This window comes from Ensifer meliloti, from assembly GCF_030064585.1.
Lineage (GTDB): Bacteria > Pseudomonadota > Alphaproteobacteria > Rhizobiales > Rhizobiaceae > Sinorhizobium > Sinorhizobium meliloti.
In genome coordinates this window covers 464,682-487,436 of the sequence record NZ_CP120364.1, presented here as the reverse complement: position 1 = coordinate 487,436, position 22,755 = coordinate 464,682, and the positions used below count along the sequence as shown (strand labels likewise).

The window sequence follows — 22,755 nt, the reverse complement described above, 5'->3', positions numbered from 1 at the left end:
GCGATTTTTTGGAATTGGCGGGCAGCGCCCGATGAAAGTGAGCACTACGAAATCGTCATAAGTCTATGTTCTCATTCAAGGCATCAGGCTTTGTGCGGCAATCGGCGGCCATCGGCGGGGAATGTGTATTTAATGGCGGCTCTATCGGACAATCGGCGGAGCTTATCCGCTTCAAATCCGATCTTTACCGCCGAACGCACCAGCATTGCTGTAAGCTTGGAATGCCTCTGACGTGCCCCCCTGATTTCCACCAGCGCCGATTAGAGCCCGGCGGCTTTGTTGCGCATGAGCGCGGGGTGAGCAATGGCCTGCGGAGCGGAGCCCGTATGGCGTAGCGCAGCAGGCCATTGCTGATGCAGTTCAGCGGCGAACGCCGCTGGGGTCTCGTATCCCAGGGCTGAGTGCGGGCGCTCCTGGTTGTGGTCCTCCGCCCAGGCGGCGATCACCACGCGGGCATGATCCAGGCTGAGGAACAGCGTCTCGTTGAGCAGCTCGTCGCGCATGCGGCCGTTGAAGCTCTCGACGTAGCCATTCTGCATTGGCTTGCCCGGGGCGATGTAATGCCACTCGACGCCGAACTCCCCGCACCAGGCCAGGACCGCGTTCGACGTCAGCTCGGTTTATCACTGACGATCATCCCTGGCTTGCCGCGCTCAGCGATCAGATCCGTAAGCTCCCGCACGACCCTACGCCCCGAGATCGACGTGTCCGGCACCGCACGCAAGCACTCGCGGGTCACGTCGTCGACGATGTTGAGCACTCGGAACCGGCGTCCCGAGACCATCTGATCATGCACGAAATCCAGGCTCCATCGCTGGTTGGGCAACGCCAGCACAGGCGCCGGCGCCCGCGCGCCGACGGCACGACGGCGGTTGCGTCGTCGTCGGACCGCCAGCTTCTCCTCGCGATAAAGCCGCTGGGTCTTCTTGCGGTTGATCACCAGGCCTTCGCGCCGCAGCAGGATGTGCAGCCGGCGATAGCCGAACCGGCGGCGCTGCTGCGCAAGCTCGCGCAGCTTCAACCGAAGGTCGGCATCATCATCCCGCTGCGACCGATAACGCATGCTCTTCCGGTCAGCGCCGATAACACGGCACGCCCGCCGCTCGCTCATCCCTAGGGCTGCCTGGAGACGAGCGACCGCCTCTCGCTTGGCAGCGGGCGTCACCAATTTTTTGCGAGAAGGTCCTTCAAGCCGGCGTTGTCCAGCATCGCCTCGGCCAGAAGCCGCTTGAGCTTGGCGTTCTCGTCCTCGAGTGCCCGCAGCCGCTTCGCCTCGGAAACCTCCAGGCCGCCATACTTGGCCTTCCAGTTGTAGATCGTCGCTTCAGACACACCGTGCCGCCGCGCCAGGTCGCCGGTCTTGGCGCCAGCCTCGGCCTCCTTCAGCACCGCAATGATCTGCTCTTCAGACCATCGGCCAAGTAGCGCGGCGGCGTCCACTCGGTGTTGCTGATCGCGTAGGTCAGCGCGAACGTTGACTTCTTATGCTTCTTTGCCAGCTTACCAGCAGCCACGGCCCGCTCGTCGGCGGTGGCACCGCTCACCCCAAACATCCCAGCATTTGCCAGAATGAAGGCGTCCTCGAAGGTCCGGCCACACGGCCCTGCCGCGACCAGTTCTGTATGCCCTTCCCGAGAGATGGGTGACATTTCATTCCGGAGACATGGGTTACACATTCGGCCTTTGCGAGGAGAGCAAAGGTGCCTTTGCAGGAGTGCAACCGCATGGACGAACGTCTCAAATTCGTTGCGCGGGTTCTGGATGGCGAGAAGATCGCGGTGCTTTGCCGCGAGTTCGGCATCTCCCGCAAGACCGGCCACAAGATCATCAGCCGCTATAATGCCTGCGGGCTGGAAGGACTGACCGACCGCTCGCGGCGTCCTTACCGGCACGCCAATCAGCTTCCATTCCAAATCGAGAAGCTGATTGTGCGTGCCAAGCAGGAGAAGCCGAATTGGGGCGCACCGAAGATCAGGGAACGACTGGCGCGGGCTTTACCCGGACGTGCAAATGCCGGCGATCTCAACCGTGCACGCGGTGCTCGACCGCAACGGGCTGGTCGAGCACCGCAAGCGACGGCGAAACAGGGCACAGGGAACACCACTCTCCCAACCGTGTCGAGCGAACGACTTGTGGTGCGCCGATTACAAGGGTGAGTTCATGCTCGCCGACAAGCGCTACTGCTATCCGTTGCCGATCACCGATTTCGCCAGCCGCTACCTCCTGGCCTGTGAGGCGCTTCACACCACCAAGGAGGTTTACGCTTTCACCGTGTTCGAGCGCAGAGTTCGGCTTACCCCGTGCGATCAGAACCGACAACGGCGTGCCCTTCGCCAGCCCCAATGCACTGTTCAATCTTTCCCGGTTATCGGTGTGGTGGCTCAGGCTTGGCATCGACATTGAACGTATCAAACCAGGCAATCCGCAGCAGAACGGCCGCCATGAGCGCATGCATCCGGCCTTGAAGCTAGAGACAACCAAACCGGCCGGTGCCAATTTCCTGCAGCAGCAGGCCCGCTTCGACGACTTCGTCGAAGAATTCAACATCGAACGGCCCCATCAGGCCTTAATATGGCCTGCCCAGCCGAGTGCTACAGCGTTTCACCGCGCCCCTACCGCGGACTGCCGAGTCTGGGCTAGCCTTTCCACGACCAGGCGGTGACCGTCACCACATGCGGGCGCATCTGCTACAAACGCAAGAAGATCAACTTAAGCCAGGTCTTCGCCGGGCAGACCGTCGGAATCAAACAGGTCGAAGACCAAATATGGCTCACCAGCTTCATGCAGTATGATCTGAATTATTTCGATGACGAGACATGCAGACTGGAACCACTTCAAAACCCGTTCGGGCCGAAAGTGTTACCTATGTCTCAGGAATAAACCGTAACCTATGTGTCCAGAATGGACCGGCGATATTTGGCGCACCCGACAGGATTCGAACCTGTGACCTTTGGAATCGGAATCCAACACTCTATCCAGCTGAGCTACGGGTGCATCCGTTTGGCGGCAGGGCCGCCGAAGCAGGCTGTGAGCGGTTCTTAGCCTAGCTTGCGCGCCGCTTCAATGGTGATTGACTGAGTTTGCAGCGGAAATTTGCGTTTGGTGTCCGCGCGAAGCGGCTTGCGCGAAGAAAATGCCGCGTCCGTCGACGCGGCATTGGGGGCGTTCGTGTCGCCTCACGCCATCTGCATGGCGCCGGGGCCGGGGATGGCCTTGGGGGGCACCTTGCCCATGATGATCATGCCGAGCACCTCGTCCTTGGTCACGTCCTCGGTGCGGGCGTGGCCGACGACCTGGCCGTTTTTCATGACGGAGACGCGGTCGGCGAGGTCGAAGACGTCGTGGATGTCGTGGCTGATCAGGAAGATGCCGATGCCCTCGCGCTTCAATTGCTTGATGAGCTCGCCCACCTGCGCGGTTTCCTGCGGCCCGAGCGCCGCGGTCGGCTCGTCCATGATCAGGATGCGGGCGTCGAAGAGGATGGCGCGGGCGATCGCCACCGATTGCCGCTGGCCGCCGGAAAGCGCCTTCACCGGCTCCTTGAAGCGCTGGAAGTTGGGGTTGAGCCGGCCCATCACTTCGCGGGCCTTGGCTTCCATCGCCACGTCGTCGAGCGTGCCCCAGGGGGTGCGCAGTTCGCGGCCGAGATAGAGATTGGCGGCGGCGTCGACATTGTCGGCCACGGCGAGCGTCTGGTAGATCGTCTCGATGCCGTATTTCTTGGCGTCGCGCGGATTGTTGATCTCGGCCGGCTCGCCGTTGATCAGGATCTCGCCTGCATCGCGCTTGTAGGCGCCGGAGAGAATCTTGATGAGCGTGGACTTGCCGGCACCGTTATGGCCGAGGAGGGCGACCACCTCGCCGGGGTAGAGATCGACGGAAGCATCGTCCACCGCGTGGATGCCGCCGAAGGAGATGGAAATGTTCTTCATTTCCACGAGCGGAGTGCGTTGTTCAGTCATGTTCGAACTCCTGATTATTTTGCGCGGGCGCGGTAGACGGTGTCGAGCCAGACGGCGGTGACGAGCACGACGCCGACGACGATCCGCTGGAAGGGCGTATCGATCCCCAGAAGGACCATGCCCGACTGCAGGGATTGCATGACGAGCGCGCCGATCATCGCGCCGGCAATGGTGCCGACGCCGCCGGCAAGCGAGGTCCCGCCGATGACTGCGGCCGCGATCGTGTAGAGCTCGTCGAGCTCGCCCTGGGCATTGGTCGCCGCGTTGAGGCGCGCCGTCGAGATGGCCGCTGCGATGGCGCAGAGCACGCCCATCAGCGTGAAGATCTTGACGGTGACCCAGCGCGTCTTGATGCCGGCGAGCTCGGCCGCTTCGGGGTTGCCGCCGAGTGCGAAGACGTAGCGGCCGAAGCGAAGGCGGGTGGCGATGAAGGTCATGACGATGCCGACGACGATCGCGACCAGGACAGGAATGGCAATGCCGTGCGAGATCTGCAGGCCTCCGTCAGGCCAGTCGATGCCGTTCGCATCGGCATATCTGCGGGCGATATTGACCGGCCAGTAATAATGGTTGGCCACGGCGACTGCGCCAAGCACCAGGGCGCAGCCGAGGATCGACAGGAAATATTCGGCCCAGACAGGGCGCAGCGGGAAGCCGAAGCGCTTGCGCTGCTTGCGCGAATTCAAAATGGCGCCGACGATGGCGATACAGGCGAGGAAGCCGACGATCCAGCTTGCCGTCGCGCCGATGGAACCCTCGGTGCCGCCGCCCATGAGACGGAAGGTGGCGTCCATCGGCGCAACCGTCTGGCCGCTCGTCACGAACCAGGTTGCGCCGCGCCAGACCAGCAGGCCGCCGAGCGTCACGATGAAAGCGGGAACGTTGAGGAAGGCGATGATCGATCCGTGAAGCGCGCCGATGGCTCCGCCGACCGCGATGCCGCAGGCAAGGGTGATCGCCCAGGTGGCGGGATGGCCGAGGCCGAGATATTGCGGCAGGACCTGCGCCTGCAGGACGCCCATGATCATGCCGCAGAAGCCGAGCACGGAGCCGACCGAGAGGTCGATGTTGCGGGTGACGATGACCAGCACCATACCGGTCGCCATGACGGCGACGGATGAGGTCTGGACGGTCAGGTTCCACAGGTTGCGCGGTTTCAGGAACAGGCCGTCGAACAGTCCGCCGGTCATCACCTGGAAACCGAGCCATATGATGATCAGCGCGCCGACCATGCCGAGCAGCCGGGTATCGATTTCGGTGGCACGGAAGAAGCGTTTCACCGGGTTTTCGTCCGTCGTGCGGGCGCGGCCGGCCTGCGTGCCCGGTATCTGATCGGCCCGTGTCTGGTTGGCTTTTGTGATGTCGGCCATGGCCATGCCATCCCCCACTTATCTGTCGATGTCGTTCGATCCGCTTCGCACCTTGCAAGAGCGCCGCAACGGTGTGCGTTGCGGCGCTCTTGAAGACCAGAGATCGGCCATTTCGTTGCGGTTATTTGCAGGCAGCAACGTCGCTCTTGGCGCCCTGGCAGGCTTCTTCCTTGGAAATCCAGCCGGCGTCGATGACGACGTTCAGATTGTCCTTGGTGATCGCCAGCGGCGCGAGAAAGACGGACTTCATGGCGACGCCCTTCGGCCCGCCGTTGAAGGTCTGCACGCCTTCGACTTCGTCCATGGTTTTGCCGCCGGCAAGCGCCACGGCGATTTCGGCTGCCTTCTTGCCGAGCTCACGGGAGTCCTTCCAGACCGAAACCGTCTGCGTGCCGAGCGCCACGCGGTTCAGCGCAGCCTTGTCGGCATCCTGGCCGGAAACCGGAACCGAGCCCGCAAGGCCCTGGGCGTCGAGTGCCGCGATCGCGCCGCCGGCAGTGCCGTCGTTGGAGGCCACGACCGCGTCGACCTTGTTGTCGTTGGCGGTCAGGAACTGCTCCATGTTCTTCTGGGCGTTCTCCGGCTTCCAGCCATCGGTATAGGCTTCGCCGACATTCTTGATCTTGCCCGCGTCGATCGCTTCCTTCAGGACTTCCAGCTGCCCGGAGAAGAGGAAATCGGCGTTCGGATCGGCGGAGGACCCCTTGATGAAGACGAAGTTGCCTTCCGGCTTCTGCTTGAATACCTCGCGCGCCTGAAGGCGGCCGACTTCCTTGTTATCGAAGGTGATGTAGAAGGCGTCGGGATTTTCGATCAGGCGATCATAGCCCACGACCGGAATTCCCTCGGCGGCTGCCTTCTCGATCGCCGGGCCGATTGCGTCGGAGTCCTGCGCAAGCACGATGAGCGCGTTGGCGCCCTGGGCGATCAGCGACTCGATGTCGGTGAGCTGCTTGGCGGCGGAAGACTGCGCGTCGGCCGAGATATACTTGTCGCCCGAAGCTTCGAGCGCGGCCTTGATGGCGGCCTCGTCGGTCTTCCAGCGCTCTTCCTGGAAATTGGACCAGGAAACGCCGATGACCAGATCCTTGGCGATCGCCGCGGAATGCATGGACGCTATGATGGCAGCCCCCGCCATCAGCTTCAAAATGGATTTCATCCTATCCTCCCAAATGGCCCGGCCGCGCGCACGAACCTCCCGCACGCATCCCCGACGAGCCTCCAGATGCTGCCGTCTATCGCGTCGCCGCGTTTTTTCTCGACAGTCGAGAAAATAAATGTCAGAGTTTCCGCAAGCTGTCAACAAGGCCGCCGAAACGTGTGTTTCATTGCCGCAGCGCGTTGAAATCGCTACGGAAAACATGAATGCGCCTTGTCTTCTCGGCCGTCAGATGCTTTGGGAGGGGCATGTCTTCGAGGGACCCGCTAACGCTAATGCATGTTTCACTTGATCGCACCGGTTCAGGGATTGAACATGCGGCACCTTGAAGAGCTGCAGCGCCCTTTGAGCGCCTCGTCGGGCGCGCGGCGCTGCAAGGCGAACCGATGCTGACCAAATCCAGCACCGAGCTTGTGCGTCAGCAGAACAGCGCCCTCGTTCTCGCGGCGCTCCGCCGTAAAGGCTCGCTCTCCCATACGGAGATTGCGGCTCAGACGGGTCTTGCCTCGGCGACGATCTCCGTCATCACCGCTGAGCTGGAGCGCTCCGGGATCATCGCCAAGACCGAGCAGCACGTCCAGGGCGGCCGCGGCCGCCCGCGGGTTCTTTTCGAGCCGAGACGCGGCTGCGGCTACGTGATCGTCGTGCGCATTTCCTCCGACGTCGTGCAATACTCGCTTGCGGACTATGGCGGCATCCTGCTCGACCGTTTCGAGGATGCGCGCAGCCATGATCTTCGCGGCACTGCCGCTTTCGGGGAGGTTCTGGCAGCAGCGCTCGAACGCCTGCTCGTCCGCTCGAATATCTCGAAGGACGAGGTGCTTGCCGTTTCGATCAGCAGCAAGGGGCTCGTGGCGGGCGGTGGCGCGCGGCTCATCTGGTCGCCGGTTTTCGGCAGCGAGCAACTCGACTTCGTGGAACTGCTCCGGCCCGCCTGGCGCGCGAGGATCATGCTGAGCAACGAGTCGCTGCTGGTGGCGCACGCCCTCGCGGTAAGGGAAGAGGAAAGAGAGAGCGGTTTCCATGCGCTTGCCGCCGTCTCGCTCGGTCACAGCATCGGGCTTGGGCTCGCCAGAAGAGGCAAGTCCGGCGAGCTCGATGTCTCGGCGCCGGATTTCGGTCATATGCTGCATCAGGCGTCCGCGGGGCTTTGCCGCTGCGGCAGCTATGGCTGCATCGAGGCGGCAGCGGGCTTCTACGGGATCCTGCGCACGGCCTTCGAGGTGCCCTCCGACACGATACCGGCGAAGTTCGTGCCGCTTTCGGAGATGGACAAGATCGCCGCGAGCGCGCGCCAGGGGAATCGGATGGGCGGCTATGCCTTCCGCCAGGCCGGCTTGGCGCTCGGAAACGGCATTTCGCGGATGCTCAGTCTCTACGAGCCGATGCCGATCTTCGTGACGGGGCCGGGCACGCGCTATTTCGATCTTCTGGAGAAGGGATTGGAGGAGGGCCTCGCGCATTCGCTGCAGGTCCGCCTGCAGGGCATGCCGCAGATAAGGGTGGTCCCGGACGAGCAGCGGCTTGTTTTCGACGGTCATCTCGATCGGGCCCTCGGTGCGATCGACGGAAACATTGCAGCAGCGGGACATCCGTGAGGCGGCCGGTCTGCCGGGTCGCTGTCGCAGAGTTCCGGCTGACGCGAGTGCTGCGCAGTCTTCAATTTACGGTTATTTAGAGTCTCGTTGCCAAGCTGTCTTCGGCGTGGGGGACGGCGATGTTTTCAGCGATTGCATACATACGCGATGATCATGACTGGCGCCTGATCGTGGTGGCGGCGGTCGTCTGCCTTGCCGGCAGCGTCGCGACGATGCTGCTTCTCGAGCGCGCCCGGCGCAGCGCAGGCAGTCAGCGGCACCTCTGGATTGCGGTCTGCGCCTTTGCCTGCGGCGTCGGCGTATGGTCGACGCATTTCATCGCGATGCTCGCCTATGACGGGGGAATCCCCATCGCCTACGGCGTCGGCGGCACGAGCTTTTCCATCGCGGTCGCGATCGCGGCGTCCTGGGTTGCCTTTTCGGTCGGTCTGGCTGGAACCTCGCGCCATGCTCCGGCCGTTGGCGGTTTGCTGCTCGGGCTCGGATTTGCCGCCATGCACGTGAGCGGCATGCGCGCCATCGAGGTCCAGGGACGGGTCGCATTCGATCCGGAAACGAGTTTCGCCGCCGTTCTTCTCGGCACCTTGATCGCCGGGCTCGCCCTGCATTCGTTCCAGGCGCTGCGCGGCGTGCGCGCCCTCGCCGCATCCATCCTGCTCCTGGTGGCCGCGATATGCGTCCTGCACTTCACGTCGATGAGCGGCGTCGTCCTGATCCCCGACCCGAGCGTCGCGGCAACGCACGTCTTCGATCCGTTCTGGCTGGCGGGCGGCGTCATCGCCGCATCGACCACGCTCATTCTCATGGCCTTCGGCGCTCTCTTCGTCGACAGGCACCTGACGGACCTCAAGGGGCTCGCCAATGCCTCGCTGGAGGGCATGGTAATCCTTCGCGGCGGCGAAGTCATCGAAGTGAACGAACGCTTCGCCACTCTCAGTGGTCGAAAGCCCGCCGAGCTCGTCGGCAGGCAACGGCGGGAGCTGTTCGCCGAGGCGCCCGAAAGACGGAGCCCGAACGACCTCGGGGCCGGAGAGGGGGCAAGCGAGGGAGAGCTCCTTCACGCGGACGGCGGGTACGTGCCCGTCGAAAGGCTCTGCCGAACGATCGAATACAAGGGCCGGCAATGCGACGTGATCTTCGTGCGGGATCTGACGGCGCGCAAGGATGCCGAACGGACGATCGAACACCTCGCTCACCACGATGCGCTGACGGATCTTTCCAATCGAAGCTCCTTCGACCGCCGCCTGAGGCAGGCCTTGGCCGCCGCCGTTCACCACGATGACGCGCTGGCGGTTCTGTGTCTCGACCTCGATCGCTTCAAGGCCGTGAACGACATTTTCGGCCATGGGGAAGGCGACCGTATTCTCAGGAAGGTGGCCGATATCCTCCGGGCGGCGGCAGGAGAGGCCGACACGATCGCGCGGCTGGGCGGCGACGAGTTCGCCATCGTCCAGACCGGGGCGGCGCAGCCGGAAGCGCGACTACTGGCGGACCGTATCCTCAAGCTCTTTTCGGAAGAGATGGATACGCGGCGCGATCCGATGGCGGTCGGGGTCAGCATCGGCGTAGCGATCTGCCCGGGCGACGGCACCACCGCCGAGCGGCTTTATGGCAATGCCGATACGGCACTCTATCGGGCGAAGCAGACCGGCAAGGGCATCGCGTGTTTCTTCGACGCCGAGATGGACGCAGCCGTGCGCACGCGCCGGCAGATCGAAAACGATCTGAGGCATGCGGTCGTCAGGCGGCAGCTCTTCCTCGAATATCAGCCGCTGGTCGACGTGCGGGACGACAGGATCGTCGGCTATGAGGCGCTGTTGCGCTGGCGCCATCCCGATCGCGGTCTTGTCGGGCCAAATTTGTTCATTCCGATCGCCGAGGAGAGCGGCTCGATCATTCAGATCGGCGAATGGGTGCTGGAAGAGGCCTGCAGTGAGGCGGTGCGTTGGCACGAGCCGCTGCCGGTCTCGGTCAACGTCTCACCGGTACAATTCCTCCTCCCGAACCTTTTCGACCGGATCGAATCCATCCTGATGCGGACCGGGCTGGAACCGAGGCGGCTCGAACTGGAGATCACCGAAGCCGCGCTGATGCATAACCGCGACGACGTCCTTGCAACTCTGGTCCGGCTGCGTCTCCTTGGCGTCCGGATCGTGATGGACGACTTCGGCACCGGCCACTCCTCGCTCAGCAATCTCCAGACGTTTCCATTCGACAAGCTCAAGATCGACTGCAGCTTCACCGCCTCGCTCGACAAGGATCCGGCAGCCCATGCCATAATTCGCGCGATCATCGCTCTCGGCCACAGTCTCAACCTTCCCGTCGTCACCGAAGGCGTCGAGACCGAGCGGCAGAGACAGATCATCGTCGACGAGGGTTGCCGGCACATCCAGGGGTTTCTGACGGGCCGGCCCGGGCTGGCGCCGAGCGTGGACGCGGCCTCATCATCCTCCACGATGCCGCATCGGGTAGGGGCTTAACTCGTCATGAGACAAAAAGGCCGGCCAGCGCCCGGCCTTTCTCCACGATAAGGCGGCAGGCCGTCAGGCGATGCTGATCTGGCGCTTTTCCGCAACCGAGCGGACCGCCGCATCGGCGAGCGCCAGCGCGGCAAGGCCGTCGTTGCCCGACGGCGCGATCTCGGCGCCTTTTTCTATTGCGGCTATGAAGCTTTCGATCTCGTTGGCGTAGGCTTCGGTATAGCGCGTCATGAAGAAATCGTGCAGCGGCGGGCGCGTGTAGCCATCGCCGGTCGCGATCTCGATCGAAACGGGGCGCTGGTTTTCAGCGGCGACGGCGCCCTTGGAGCCGTGAACCTCGATACGCTGGTCGTAACCATAGGTGGCGCGGCGCGAGTTCGAGATGATCGCCTGCTTGCCGGATGCCGTCTGCAGGATGACCGAGACGCTGTCATAGTCGCCGGCGTCGCCGATCGCCTTGTCGATGAGCACGGCCGCAGTCGCGGTGACCGAAACGGGCTCCTCGCCGAGGAGGAAACGCGCCATGTCGAAATCATGGATCGTCATGTCCCGGAAGATCCCGCCCGAACGCTTGATGTAGTCGACCGGCGGCGCACCGGGATCGCGCGAGGTGATCGTCACCATCTCGACCTCGCCGATGCGCCCGTCGTCGATCGCCTTGCGCACGGCCATGAAATGCGGGTCGAAGCGGCGGTTGAAGCCAACCATCAGCTTGGCCTTGGTGTCGGACACGACCTTCAGGCAGGCCCTGACGCGCTCGGCGTCGAGATCGATCGGCTTCTCGCAGAAGATTGCCTTGCCGGCACGGGCAAAGCGCTCGATCAGATCGGCATGAGTATCCGTCGGCGTGCAGATCACCACGGCGTCGATGTCGGCGGCAGCTTCGATCGCATCGATCGTCCGGACTTCGCATCCATAGGCGCCGGCGATCGCTTCCGCGGCGGCCGGAAAGGCATCCGCCACCGCGACAAGGCGGGCATCGGCATTGCCGCTGACGGCTTTCGCATGAACCTTGCCGATACGCCCGGCGCCCAGAAGACCAAATCTCACTGTCATCACTGTCGTCCTTGAATTCCGGTGTGCGACCGGGTTGGCACACGATGATTGACGCTCATCGCGCGAAGGCGTCGCGGGGCATCCGCAGAGGAACTGGAATGAAACGGCCAATTGTTGAATACACGGAATATTTATTCCAATCGCCTTGGCACCGTCAAGTGTCAACCGCCTGGAGCTGGGTAGCAACTACCCATGCGTCCGGAAACCGACCAATGTTCGGCCCAACTTTTATGATTGTGATCTAGCAACTCAGAGGCGATCAGGGCTTCTTGTCATCGAGGAACGGCGGGACTTCCGGCCGTTCGACGAACCTTCGCGAGGCCATGTTTCCCTTCCGTTTAAGACGCGAGGCTGCATCAAATCACATCCAAACCTTTGTCGACCAGAGACACAAAGGGCCGTACAGCTCGAACGCCTGGTGATAGAGCGACACAACAGACTCAGGCGCGGCCCCGCGAAGGGCCCCACTACCTGCTACCTATTTGCAGAAATATGCAGTAGATGAACTTGCCATAAGTCTCCCCAGAGGAACCAGAATGATCAAATTCATCGATCCGGATCATCCCTTCTATCGTCCCTTGTGGATCCGGCTGCTGATCATCCTGTTCTGCGCTGTATGGACGGCGGTGGAGTTCTACGGGGGGCAGGTGATGTGGGGGACGATCTTTCTGGTCGTGACCGCCTATGCGGGCGCGTCCCTCCTCGTCTTTTACCGGCCGAAGGAGGAGAGCCAGAGCAAAGGCGAAACCACCGGCGAAACCACCGGCGACACGACCGACGGCACGAACTGACGCTTATCCAGTCACCGTCGGCTTTTCGATTCGCCTCAAAGCCTCGTCGATGAGCATGTTGGCGAGCTTCATGCGCAAGGTCGCATTGAGCCGCGCTTCCACTGGCAGCCTGTCGGGATGATTCGCGGCGGCGAAACGCCTTCGCTTGGCCGCGAGCGTCAGCGCGGTTTCCGCTTCTCCGAGCGCGAGCTCGGAAGCGACTTCCGCAAGGCTGGTGCGCTTGAGATAGTCGGGCATGGAGAAAGGTTCGGATCGCTCATCCGCCGCCAGTGCGCGATAGGCCTGTTCCACGGCGCCGCGGGATGCCCAAGCGTGGGCCGAGCTTTCGGCAATGAAGCCCGGCGCCGCGCCGATGACGGTGCCCCGCCATCCGTCCCTTGCCTCGTTCGTCAGCTCTTCGTCCCGCTCGGCCTTGAGGCGCTCGAGCACCGAGTGGAATACCGACATGCCGAACATCAAGTCTCTCCGGGCAGGCACTTGGTTGGCAGGATCTTGCGATATCAAGATTATGCGGACCTGATCACGCCCTGCTCTGCTTCAGGATCAGATCGTAAAGCAGCTTTGCGCTCGGGGGGAGAGCCCGGCCTTCCGCCGTGATCAGCCCATAGGGTTTGATGCGGATCGGAAATTCGGTCGGCAAAATCCGGATCTCGCCGGCTTCCGTGCCGTTGCCCGCCACCAGCCTGGCGACGTCGAGCGCAACCGGAGCGATCGCATTGGTGTTCCGCACGATCGACAGCGTCAGGATGGTCGATGAAGTATTGATGACCGTTGCCGGAAGCCGGACGCCGGCGGAAGCGAAACTGTCTTCGACCGCGCGTCGAAGCAGTGTACCGGGCGGCTGGAACACCCAGTCGTAGGCCGGGAGGTCGTGGGCGCTGGCTGACGCCTTGTCCAACAGCGGGTGGCCCTCCCGGACGATGAGGCAGACCTCCTCGAAACCGATTTCGACCAGGTTGAACAGCCGCGGATTGAGGTCGTCGGGGATCCGCCCGACGATGAAATCGTGCCGCGCCGCCAGAAGCTCCCGCGTCAGCACGTTGCTGTTGTCGATCTGCACGTTGATCTCGATGCCGGGATAGGCCGTCGACACCTGGCGGATCGCCGGCACTGCGAGATTGAGTCCCGGGCCGGTGACCGATCCGAGCGAGACCGATCCGCCGCTGCCGGTCTTCAGCTCGTTGATCTCGCGCGCAGCCTCGCGCAACTCGAGAAAGATGGTGCGGGCCCGGCGCGCCAGGGCCTCGCCGTAGCGGGTCAGTTCGACGCCGCGCGCCACCCGCTCGCAGATCGGCGCCTTCACGATCGCTTCGATCTCCGCGAGCATGCGCGATGCCGCCGGCTGCGAAATCCCGAGCGAATCGGCCGCGGCGCTGATGCGCCGATGGTCGTCGATCGCCAGGATGAGCCGCAAGTGGTTGATCTTCAATCCGGAGCGGAAAAGCCCCGTTTCCAGCAGTTCTCCTGTGAGCCCGGCTGCATTCTGCCTGCCATCGAGCATCGCATTCGGTTCCGTTTTCAAGAGTTTCAAAAATCACACTCTTTTAGGGTGGTATATCAATTTTGGTATGCGTGCAAAGCGATATTGTATTTGACAGTTATGGCAATTGATTCCAGTTTCCCAGCATATGCGCCAGCGCATGCGGGAGTATGATAAGACGGGGAGGGCTTCCTTTATCTTGAACCACCGCCGGGGGTCACGCTCCGCGACGGTGGTCGCTGCGCATAGACGGAGGCCCCGTGCCTGCCGGTTCAACACTCAGGGAGAGATCTGATGAAATTCTTTACTTCGCTTCTCGCGGCTGCGGCGATCACGGTCGCCGGCTTCGCTGCGCCGGCAGTCGCCCAGGAAAAGGGCATGGTCGGCATCTCCATGCCGACCAAGACGTCGACGCGCTGGATTTCCGACGGCGAGACCATGGAGAAGCTGTTCAAGGAGGCCGGCTATACGCCGGACCTGCAGTTCGCCGACGATGACATTCCGAACCAGTTGGCGCAGATCGAGAACATGGTGACCAAGGGCGCGAAGGTCCTCGTCATCGGCGCCATCGACGGCACGACGCTCTCCGACATCCTGCAGAAGGCTGCCGATGCCGGCGTCAAGGTCATCGCCTACGACCGCCTGATCCGCGATTCCGGCAATGTCGACTACTACGCCACCTTCGACAACTTCCAGGTTGGCGTGCTGCAGGCGACCTCGCTCGTCGAGGGTCTGAAGCTCGACAGTGCCACCGAGCCGAAGAACGTCGAACTTTTCGGCGGCTCGCCGGACGACAACAACGCCTTCTTTTTCTACGACGGCGCGATGTCCGTCCTGCAACCTCTGATCGACAGCGGCAAGATCGTCGTCAAGTCCGGCCAGATGGGCATGGACCAGGTCGGCACGCTGCGCTGGGATGGCGCCGTGGCTCAGGCCCGCATGGAAAACCTTCTGTCGTCCGCCTATACCGATGCGAAGGTCGATGGCGTTCTGTCGCCCTATGACGGTCTGTCGATCGGCATCATCTCGGCTCTGAAGGGCGTCGGTTACGGCTCCGGCGACATGCCGATGCCAATCGTCACCGGTCAGGACGCCGAACTGCCGTCGGTCAAGTCGATCCTCGCCGGCGAGCAGTATTCCACGGTCTTCAAGGACACCCGTGAACTGGCCAAGGTCACCGTCAACATGGTCAACGCGATCATGGATGGCAAGGAGCCGGAGGTCAACGACACGAAGACCTATGAAAACGGCGTCAAGGTCGTTCCGTCCTACCTCCTGAAGCCCGTTTCCGTCGACAAGTCCAACGCCAAGGACGTTCTCGTCGGTTCCGGCTACTACACGGAAGATCAGCTCAACAACTGATGCGGCGAACCGGGAGGGTGCGCGACACGCTCGCGCACCCTCTTAATCCAGGCGGCATGCGTCTCGTGGCAATGTCGCTGTAGCACTTTGGCCCGCCGCGTGGTTTTATTTCGTATCGGAGCCGGTCGAAACAACCGCGCAGCACGGGAGAGCGCCTGCAGTCTCTCGGACTGCAGCTGGAATGGCTGAGTATGGACAATATCATTCTTGAAATGCGGGGCATTACGAAGACGTTTCCGGGCGTCAAGGCCCTGGACAATGTCTCGTTCAAGGTCCGCGAAGGCGAGATCCACGCGCTTGTCGGGGAAAACGGCGCCGGCAAGTCGACCTTGATGAAGGTGCTGAGCGGAGTCTATCCGGCCGGCACCTATGAGGGCGAGATCCATTACGACGGCGAGCTTCGCCAGTTCAGCACGATCTCGGACAGCGAAGAGCTCGGCATCATCATCATCCATCAGGAACTGGCGCTCGTTCCGCTGCTTTCGATCGCCGAGAACATCTTTCTCGGCAACGAGGTGGCCGAAAAGGGCGTGATCCACTGGCCGCAGACCTTTGCCCGCACCCAGGAGCTCCTGAAGAAAGTGGGCCTGAACGAGTCCCCCGCGACGCTGATCACCGACATCGGCGTCGGCAAGCAGCAGCTGGTGGAGATTGCCAAGGCGCTTTCGAAGAAAGTCCGCCTGCTGATCCTCGACGAGCCGACCGCATCCCTCAACGAAAACGACTCCGACGCGCTTTTGAAGCTGCTCATGGAGTTCCGCAGCCAGGGCATGACGTCGATCATCATCTCTCACAAGCTCAACGAGATTAAGAAGGTTGCCGACCAGATCACCATCCTGCGTGATGGCGGAACGGTAGAGACGCTCGACTGTCACAAGGAAGACATCAGCGAGGACCGGATCATCAACGGCATGGTCGGCCGGGCCATGGAAGACCGCTATCCGCCGCGTGAACCGAAGATCGGCGACACGCTGCTCGAGGTGAAGAACTGGAACGTCTACCATCAGCATCACCGCGACCGGCAGTTCCTGCATGACGTCAGCTTCAAGGTTCGCGCCGGCGAGGTCGTCGGCATCGCCGGGCTGATGGGCGCCGGCCGCACCGAGACGGCGATGAGCGTTTTCGGCAAGTCCTGGGGCCACAAGATCACCGGCGAGGTGACGATGCATGGCCGGCCGGTGGACGTGAGCACGATTCCCAAGGCCATCAAGGCAGGTCTTGCCTATGTAACGGAGGACCGCAAGCAGCTCGGTCTCGTGCTGATCAACAACATCATGCACAACACCACGCTCGCCAATCTGCATGCGGTCGCATCGAACGGCGTCATCGACGAGCGCAAGGAACGGAAGGTCGCCGCCGAATATCGCTCGAAGCTCCGCATCCGTTCCCATTCGATCTATCAGGAGACGGTCAACCTCTCTGGCGGGAACCAGCAGAAGGTCGTCCTGTCCAAGTGGCTGTTCACCAATCCCGAAGTCCTCATACTCGATGAGCCGACGCGCGGTATCGATATCGGCGCGAAGTATGAGATCTACACCATCATCAACCAGCTCGCGGCCGAGGGCAAAGGCATCCTGATGATCTCGTCGGAGATGCCGGAGCTGCTCGGGACCTGCGATCGCATCTATGTCATGAACGAGGGGCGCATGGTGGCCGAGCTTTCCAAGGAGGAAGCAAGCCAGGAATCCATCATGCGCGCCATCATGCGTTCAGGGGAGAAACACTAATGGTCGCCGATACGAGCACCGAAACCACCAAACCGTCGATCGGTGACTACCTCAGGAACAACATTCGCGAATACGGCCTGCTGGTCGCGCTCGTCATCATCATGCTGTTCTTCCAGTTCGTCACCAACGGCGTCCTCTTCAGGCCCGTCAACATCACGAACCTGGTGCTGCAGAACTCGTTCATCGTCATCATGGCGCTGGGCATGCTGCTGATCATCGTTGCCGGGCACATCGATCTGTCGGTCGGCTCCATCGTGGCCTTCATCGGCGCGATTTCGGCGATCATGCTCGTCAAATGGGGCTTGCCTGCCTTTGTGGTCATTCCCGCCTGCCTGATCGTGGGCGGTATCATGGGCGCGGCGCAGGGCTACTGGGTCGCCTATCAGAAGATCCCGTCCTTCATCGTCACGCTCGCAGGCATGCTGGTGTTCCGGGGAATGACCTATGTGGTCCTCGGCGGCCGTCCGATCGGACCGTTTCCGAAGGACTTCCAGATACTTTCGACCGGATTCGTTCCCGACTTTCTTTACTTCCTCAGCCCGAGCCCGGAGACGATCAAGAACATGGTCGCCCTGGTCGCCGTGCTGTTGCTCGTCGGCTATGCGATCTTTGCCGGGGTTCGCAATCGCCGGATCAACGAGCAGCACGGCACGGAGAACGAGCCGTTCGTGTTCTTCGCGATCCAGATGGCGGTCATCAGCCTGGTGGCACTGTTCCTCGGCTTCCAGCTTTCGACCTATCGGGGCCTGCCCAACGTCCTGGTCGTCATGGGCGTGCTGATCGCCGTCTACACCTTCGTCACCACGCGTTCGACGATCGGCCGCCGGATATACGCGATGGGCGGCAACGAGAAGGCGACCAAGCTCTCCGGCATCAATACCGAACGGCTGACCTTCTACGCCTTCGTGAACATGGGCGCGCTCGCGGCGCTTGCCGGCATGATCATCACGGCCCGTCTGAACTCGGCGACCCCGAAAGCCGGCGTCGGCTTCGAGCTCGACGTGATCGCGGCCTGCTTCATCGGCGGTGCGTCCGCCTCGGGTGGCGTCGGCAAGATTACCGGCGCGGTGATCGGCGCTTTCATCATGGGCGTCATGAACAACGGCATGTCCATCATGGGCATCGGCATCGACTACCAGCAATTGATCAAGGGCCTCGTGCTGCTCGCAGCCGTGTTCTTCGACGTCTACAACAAGAACAAGGGCAAGGGCTGACCGGCTTCCGCTCGGCCCCCGATGATCGCAACAGAAAAACGCGGCATGTTTGCCGTAACTGGGTGGCGTGAGCCACTCTCGGGCGAAGCGCTGCTTTTCCGCAAGGGAAGGCATCGTGGAAGCCAATTCATCAGGAAGGACAGAACGTGCTGATTTCTCAGGTCAGGAAAGAAGACGGTTCGGTTATCGTCGCCGTGCGTGCCCCGGGCGAGACGGCGCGTGCCGTCAGGGGAGCGGAGAGCGTCTATGCTCTGGCGATGGAAGCGGCCAATAGCGGCCGGAGCCTCAGGGACGTCGTCGACGCCAAGGGCTTTGGCGAAACGATCGATCTCGAGGAAGCCTATTCCCAGGGGCGGCTGCTTTCGCCGATCACGCATCCCGATCCCGCCCATCTGCATCTGACGGGGACCGGGCTCACGCATCTTGGCTCCGCTGCAACGCGCGACGCGATGCACAAGAAGGCGACGGAAGCCGCCGAGGAAACGCTGACCGACTCGATGAAGATGTTCCGCATGGGCCTCGAAGGCGGTAAGCCGAAGTCCGGTGAGAAAGGCGTGCAGCCGGAATGGTTCTACAAGGGCAACGGCACCACGGCCGTGGCCCCGGGCGAGCCGCTCGTGTCTCCGTCCTTCGCGGAGGATGGCGGCGAGGAGCCCGAAATGGCCGGCATCTATGTGATCTCCGACAAGGGCGTCCCCTTCCGGCTCGGCTTTGCGGTTGCCAACGAGTTCTCAGATCACAAGACCGAGCGGGTCAATTATCTGTGGCTCGCACATTCGAAGCTCCGGCAGGCGAGCTTCGGGCCGGAAATCCGCATCGGCGCGGCTCCCGAGGATATTCGCGGGGCATCGCGCATCCTTCGCGGCGGCAAGGTGCTGTGGGAGAAGCCTTTTCTTTCCGGTGAGGCGAACATGTCGCACAGCTTCGCCAATCTCGAATATCACCATTTCAAATACGGACTCTTCCGCGCACCGGGAGACATCCACGTCCACATGTTCGGCACGGCGACGCTCTCTTTCGGTGACGGCATCCGCACGGAGGAGGGAGACGTATTCGAAATCGAAGCCAAGGAATTCGGCCTGCCCCTGCGCAATCCGCTGGCGATCGCGGCGGAGGAAGAGGTCGCTGTCCATCAGCTCTGACATATCGCCAATGGCAAGCCCGAGGCCGTGAACCATCACGGCCGCTTGCGGCAAGAAGACAAGGAGGCTGAAGCCCATGACACTTCACCAGAACCTGATCGCCGGCGAATGGGTCGGCGGAGACGGCGTTGCGAACATCAATCCGTCGAACACCGATGATGTCGTCGGAGAATATGCACGCGCGAGCGCCGAAGACGCGAAAGCCGCGATCGCGGCGGCAAAAGCTGCCTTTCCCGCGTGGTCGCGCTCCGGCATTCTCGAGCGCCATGCGATCCTGAAGAAGACCGCCGACGAGATCCTGACGCGCAAGGACGAGCTGGGGCGCCTTCTCTCGCGCGAAGAGGGCAAGACGCTCGCCGAGGGTATCGGCGAGACGGTCCGCGCCGGCCAGATCTTCGAGTTCTTCGCCGGCGAGACTTTGCGTCTTGCGGGTGAGGTCGTCCCGTCGGTCCGGCCGGGGATCGGCGTCGAGATCACCCGCGAGCCGGCCGGCGTCGTCGGCATCATCACGCCTTGGAATTTCCCGATCGCCATTCCCGCCTGGAAGCTCGCCCCGGCGCTTTGCTACGGCAACACCATCGTCTTCAAGCCGGCCGAGCTGGTTCCGGGCTGTTCGTGGGCGATCGTCGACATCCTCCACCGCGCCGGCCTGCCGAAGGGTGTGCTGAACCTCGTCATGGGCAAGGGCTCGGTCGTCGGCCAGGCGATGCTCGACAGCCCGGACGTCCAGGCGATCACCTTCACCGGCTCGACCGCGACGGGAAAGCGGGTCGCCGTCGCCTCGGTCGAACATAACCGCAAGTACCAGCTGGAGATGGGCGGCAAGAACCCGTTCGTCGTGCTCGACGATGCCGATCTCACCGTCGCCGTCGAAGCGGCGGTCAACTCCGCTTTCTTCTCGACCGGCCAGCGCTGCACCGCCTCGTCGCGGATCATCGTCACCGAAGGCATCCATGACCGGTTCGTCGCCGCCATGGGCGAGCGGATCAAGGGTCTCGTCGTCGACGACGCGCTGAAGGCCGGCACCCATATCGGACCGGTGGTCGATCAGAGCCAGCTCAACCAGGACACCGACTATATCGCCATCGGCAAACAGGAAGGCGCCAAGCTTGCCTTCGGCGGCGAGGTGATCTCGCGCGACACGCCCGGCTTCTATCTGCAGCCGGCGCTGTTCACCGAGGCGACCAACGAGATGCGCATCTCGCGCGAGGAAATCTTCGGGCCGGTCGCGGCCGTCATCCGCGTCAAGGACTACGACGAGGCGCTCGCCGTCGCCAACGACACGCCGTTCGGCCTGTCTTCGGGGATCGCCACCACCAGCCTGAAGCATGCGACGCATTTCAAGCGCAATGCCGAGGCCGGCATGGTGATGGTCAATCTGCCGACGGCGGGCGTCGATTTCCACGTGCCGTTTGGCGGCCGCAAGGCTTCCTCTTACGGCCCTCGTGAGCAGGGCAAATACGCCGCAGAGTTCTACACCAACGTCAAGACAGCCTACACGCTTGCCTGAAGAAAACAGGGCGTAAAGCCGGCGTGTCCAGCCCGCGCAGGGCGCAAGGAAGGAAGAAATGAAGAAGAAAGCTGAGTGGCCGCGCAAGCTCCGTTCGCAGGAGTGGTTCGGCGGTACTGGCAAGAATGCCATCATGCATCGCTCCTGGATGAAGAACCAGGGGCTTCCCGCCGACACCTTCGACGGGCGGCCGATCATCGGCATCTGTAACACCTGGTCGGAACTCACGCCGTGCAATGCGCATCTGCGCGACCTCGCCGAGCGCGTGAAGCGCGGGGTTTACGAGGCGGGAGGCTTCCCGGTGGAATTCCCGGTCTTCTCGACCGGCGAAAGCACGCTCCGCCCGACGGCGATGATGTTCCGCAACCTGGCGGCGATGGATGTCGAGGAATCGATCCGCGGCAATCCGGTCGATGGCGTCGTCCTGCTCGGCGGCTGCGACAAGACTACGCCCAGCCTGTTGATGGGTGCGGCAAGCGTCGACATTCCGGCGATCGTCGTCTCCGGCGGCCCCATGCTCAATGGAAAGTGGCGCGGCAAGGACGTCGGGTCCGGCACGGCGATCTGGCAGTTTTCCGAAATGGTGAAGTCCGGCGAGATGTCGCTTGAGGAGTTCATGGACGCCGAGCAGGGCATGGCCCGTTCCGCGGGAAGCTGTATGACCATGGGCACGGCCTCGACCATGGCGTCGATGGCCGAAGCGCTCGGCATGACGCTTTCGGGCAATGCGGCCATTCCCGCCGTCGATGCGCGCCGCCGGGTGATTTCGCAGCTTACCGGCCGTCGCATTGTCGAGATGGTCAAGGAGGACTTGAAGCCCTCCGATATCCTGACCAAGGAGGCCTTCGAAAACGCCATCCGCGTCAACGGCGCCGTCGGCGGCTCGACCAATGCGGTGCTGCATCTGCTCGCGCTTGCGGGCCGTGTCGGCGTCGATCTTTCGCTGGACGATTGGGACAGACTCGGCCGCGATGTGCCGACCATCGTCAACCTCCAGCCTTCCGGCAAATATCTGATGGAGGAGTTCTATTATGCCGGCGGTCTGCCGGTCGTGATTAAGGCGGTCGCGGAGATGGGCCTCCTGCACAACGACGCCATCACCGTCAGCGGCGACACGATCTGGAACGACGTCAAGGGCGTCGTGAACTACAACGAGGACGTAATCCTGCCGCGGGAAAAGGCGCTGACGAAATCGGGCGGCATCGCCGTCCTGCGCGGCAATCTGGCGCCGCGCGGTGCTGTTCTGAAACCTTCGGCCGCTTCGCCGCACCTTATGCAGCACAAAGGCCGTGCGGTCGTATTCGAAAGCATTGAGGACTATCACGCACGCATCAACCGTGAGGATCTCGACATCGACGAGACCTGCATCATGGTACTGAAATATTGCGGCCCCAAAGGCTATCCGGGCATGGCCGAGGTCGGCAATATGGGCCTGCCGCCGAAGGTCCTGAAGAAGGGCATCACCGACATGATCCGTATTTCGGATGCTCGCATGTCGGGTACGGCCTACGGCACCGTCATCCTTCATACCGCGCCGGAAGCCGCGGAAGGCGGACCCCTGGCGCTCGTCGAGAATGGCGACCTGATCGAGGTCGACATCCCGAATCGCACGCTCCATCTCCATGTCTCCGACGAGGAACTTGCACGACGCCGTGCGGCCTGGGTATCGCCGGTAAAACCGCTCACGGGCGGTTATGGCGGCCTCTATATCAAGACCGTGACGCAGGCTGACGCCGGCGCCGATCTGGACTTCCTAGTCGGCGCGCGCGGATCGGTGGTCGAGCGCGACAGCCACTGATGCCGTGAACCCGGGGAGCCGTCGGGTACGAATCTCCCCGCGACGTCATCACCAGACGGGGCAGTCGCATACTGCCCCGCCTTGAACAGTTGTATGCTCTACGCCA

General features: G+C 62.5%; 15 protein-coding genes, 1 tRNA gene and 2 pseudogenes. 10 read left to right on the top strand and 8 right to left on the bottom strand.

Features of this window, described 5'->3' with window-relative positions:
* Positions 1–260 precede the first annotated feature (260 nt).
* Positions 261–1,440 (bottom strand): annotated as a pseudogene (locus PZL22_RS02110) (IS3 family transposase).
* A 260-nt stretch (positions 1,441–1,700) separates the two neighbouring features.
* Here PZL22_RS02110 and PZL22_RS02105 point away from each other — a divergent pair.
* Positions 1,701–2,880 (top strand): annotated as a pseudogene (locus tag PZL22_RS02105) (helix-turn-helix domain-containing protein).
* Between the two features lie 37 nt (positions 2,881–2,917).
* Here the strand turns inward: PZL22_RS02105 and PZL22_RS02100 are convergent.
* The 4 genes from PZL22_RS02100 to xylF all read right to left on the bottom strand — a co-directional run bounded on the left by PZL22_RS02100 (position 2,918) and on the right by xylF (position 6,491).
* Positions 2,918–2,994, bottom strand: a tRNA-Arg gene (locus tag PZL22_RS02100).
* Positions 2,995–3,176: 182 nt separating this feature from the next.
* Positions 3,177–3,962, bottom strand: coding sequence for an ATP-binding cassette domain-containing protein (locus PZL22_RS02095; RefSeq protein WP_003535549.1), 786 nt, complete (start codon positions 3,960–3,962; stop codon positions 3,177–3,179).
* A gap of 14 nt (positions 3,963–3,976) precedes the next feature.
* A complete protein-coding gene (locus PZL22_RS02090; RefSeq protein WP_003535548.1) occupies positions 3,977–5,338 on the bottom strand; it encodes a sugar ABC transporter permease in 1,362 nt (453 codons plus the stop codon).
* Between the two features lie 115 nt (positions 5,339–5,453).
* A complete protein-coding gene (gene xylF / locus PZL22_RS02085) occupies positions 5,454–6,491 on the bottom strand; it encodes a D-xylose ABC transporter substrate-binding protein (RefSeq protein ID WP_003535546.1) in 1,038 nt (345 codons plus the stop codon).
* Between the two features lie 386 nt (positions 6,492–6,877).
* On the opposite strand from xylF, the gene PZL22_RS02080 reads away from it, so the two are divergent.
* On the top strand, positions 6,878–8,089 hold the full coding sequence (locus tag PZL22_RS02080) for an ROK family transcriptional regulator (RefSeq protein WP_003535544.1): 1,212 nt from the start codon (positions 6,878–6,880) through the stop codon (positions 8,087–8,089).
* Positions 8,090–8,208: 119 nt separating this feature from the next.
* Entirely contained in the window at positions 8,209–10,569 is a 2,361-nt protein-coding gene (locus tag PZL22_RS02075; protein ID WP_003535542.1) for a bifunctional diguanylate cyclase/phosphodiesterase, read from the top strand.
* Between the two features lie 63 nt (positions 10,570–10,632).
* On the opposite strand, the gene iolG is transcribed toward PZL22_RS02075, so the two are convergent.
* Positions 10,633–11,625 (bottom strand): inositol 2-dehydrogenase, encoded by a 993-nt coding sequence (iolG, locus tag PZL22_RS02070; protein ID WP_003535539.1) that lies wholly within the window; start codon positions 11,623–11,625, stop codon positions 10,633–10,635.
* Positions 11,626–12,161: 536 nt separating this feature from the next.
* On the opposite strand from iolG, the gene PZL22_RS02065 reads away from it, so the two are divergent.
* Complete coding sequence (locus PZL22_RS02065; RefSeq protein ID WP_003535537.1) at positions 12,162–12,416, top strand: hypothetical protein; 255 nt, start codon at positions 12,162–12,164, stop codon at positions 12,414–12,416.
* Between the two features lie 3 nt (positions 12,417–12,419).
* On the opposite strand, the gene PZL22_RS02060 is transcribed toward PZL22_RS02065, so the two are convergent.
* Complete coding sequence (locus tag PZL22_RS02060; RefSeq protein ID WP_003535535.1) at positions 12,420–12,872, bottom strand: hypothetical protein; 453 nt, start codon at positions 12,870–12,872, stop codon at positions 12,420–12,422.
* Positions 12,873–12,936: 64 nt separating this feature from the next.
* Positions 12,937–13,917 carry a LysR family transcriptional regulator gene (locus PZL22_RS02055; protein WP_013850489.1) on the bottom strand — a complete coding sequence of 327 codons (981 nt, stop codon included), beginning with the start codon at positions 13,915–13,917 and terminating at the stop codon, positions 12,937–12,939.
* Between the two features lie 273 nt (positions 13,918–14,190).
* Here PZL22_RS02055 and chvE point away from each other — a divergent pair, with 273 nt between their 5' ends.
* The 6 genes from chvE to araD all read left to right on the top strand — a co-directional run bounded on the left by chvE (position 14,191) and on the right by araD (position 22,649).
* Entirely contained in the window at positions 14,191–15,258 is a 1,068-nt protein-coding gene (gene chvE / locus PZL22_RS02050; RefSeq protein ID WP_003535531.1) for a multiple monosaccharide ABC transporter substrate-binding protein, read from the top strand.
* Between the two features lie 191 nt (positions 15,259–15,449).
* The gene (gene mmsA / locus PZL22_RS02045) at positions 15,450–16,985 is read left to right on the top strand and encodes a multiple monosaccharide ABC transporter ATP-binding protein (protein ID WP_003535529.1); all 1,536 of its coding nucleotides are present in this window, start codon (positions 15,450–15,452) and stop codon (positions 16,983–16,985) included.
* Positions 16,985–18,199: a multiple monosaccharide ABC transporter permease gene (gene mmsB, locus PZL22_RS02040; protein WP_003535527.1), complete on the top strand. Its 1,215-nt coding sequence runs from the start codon at positions 16,985–16,987 to the stop codon at positions 18,197–18,199. Before mmsA ends, mmsB begins: the two co-directional genes overlap by 1 nt.
* 146 nt (positions 18,200–18,345) lie before the next feature.
* Positions 18,346–19,341, top strand: coding sequence for an AraD1 family protein (araD1, locus tag PZL22_RS02035; protein WP_003535524.1), 996 nt, complete (start codon positions 18,346–18,348; stop codon positions 19,339–19,341).
* 76 nt (positions 19,342–19,417) lie between these two features.
* On the top strand, positions 19,418–20,851 hold the full coding sequence (locus PZL22_RS02030; RefSeq protein WP_284718435.1) for an aldehyde dehydrogenase family protein: 1,434 nt from the start codon (positions 19,418–19,420) through the stop codon (positions 20,849–20,851).
* 58 nt (positions 20,852–20,909) lie between these two features.
* Positions 20,910–22,649, top strand: coding sequence for an L-arabinonate dehydratase (araD, locus tag PZL22_RS02025; RefSeq protein WP_003535949.1), 1,740 nt, complete (start codon positions 20,910–20,912; stop codon positions 22,647–22,649).
* Positions 22,650–22,755 lie beyond the last annotated feature (106 nt).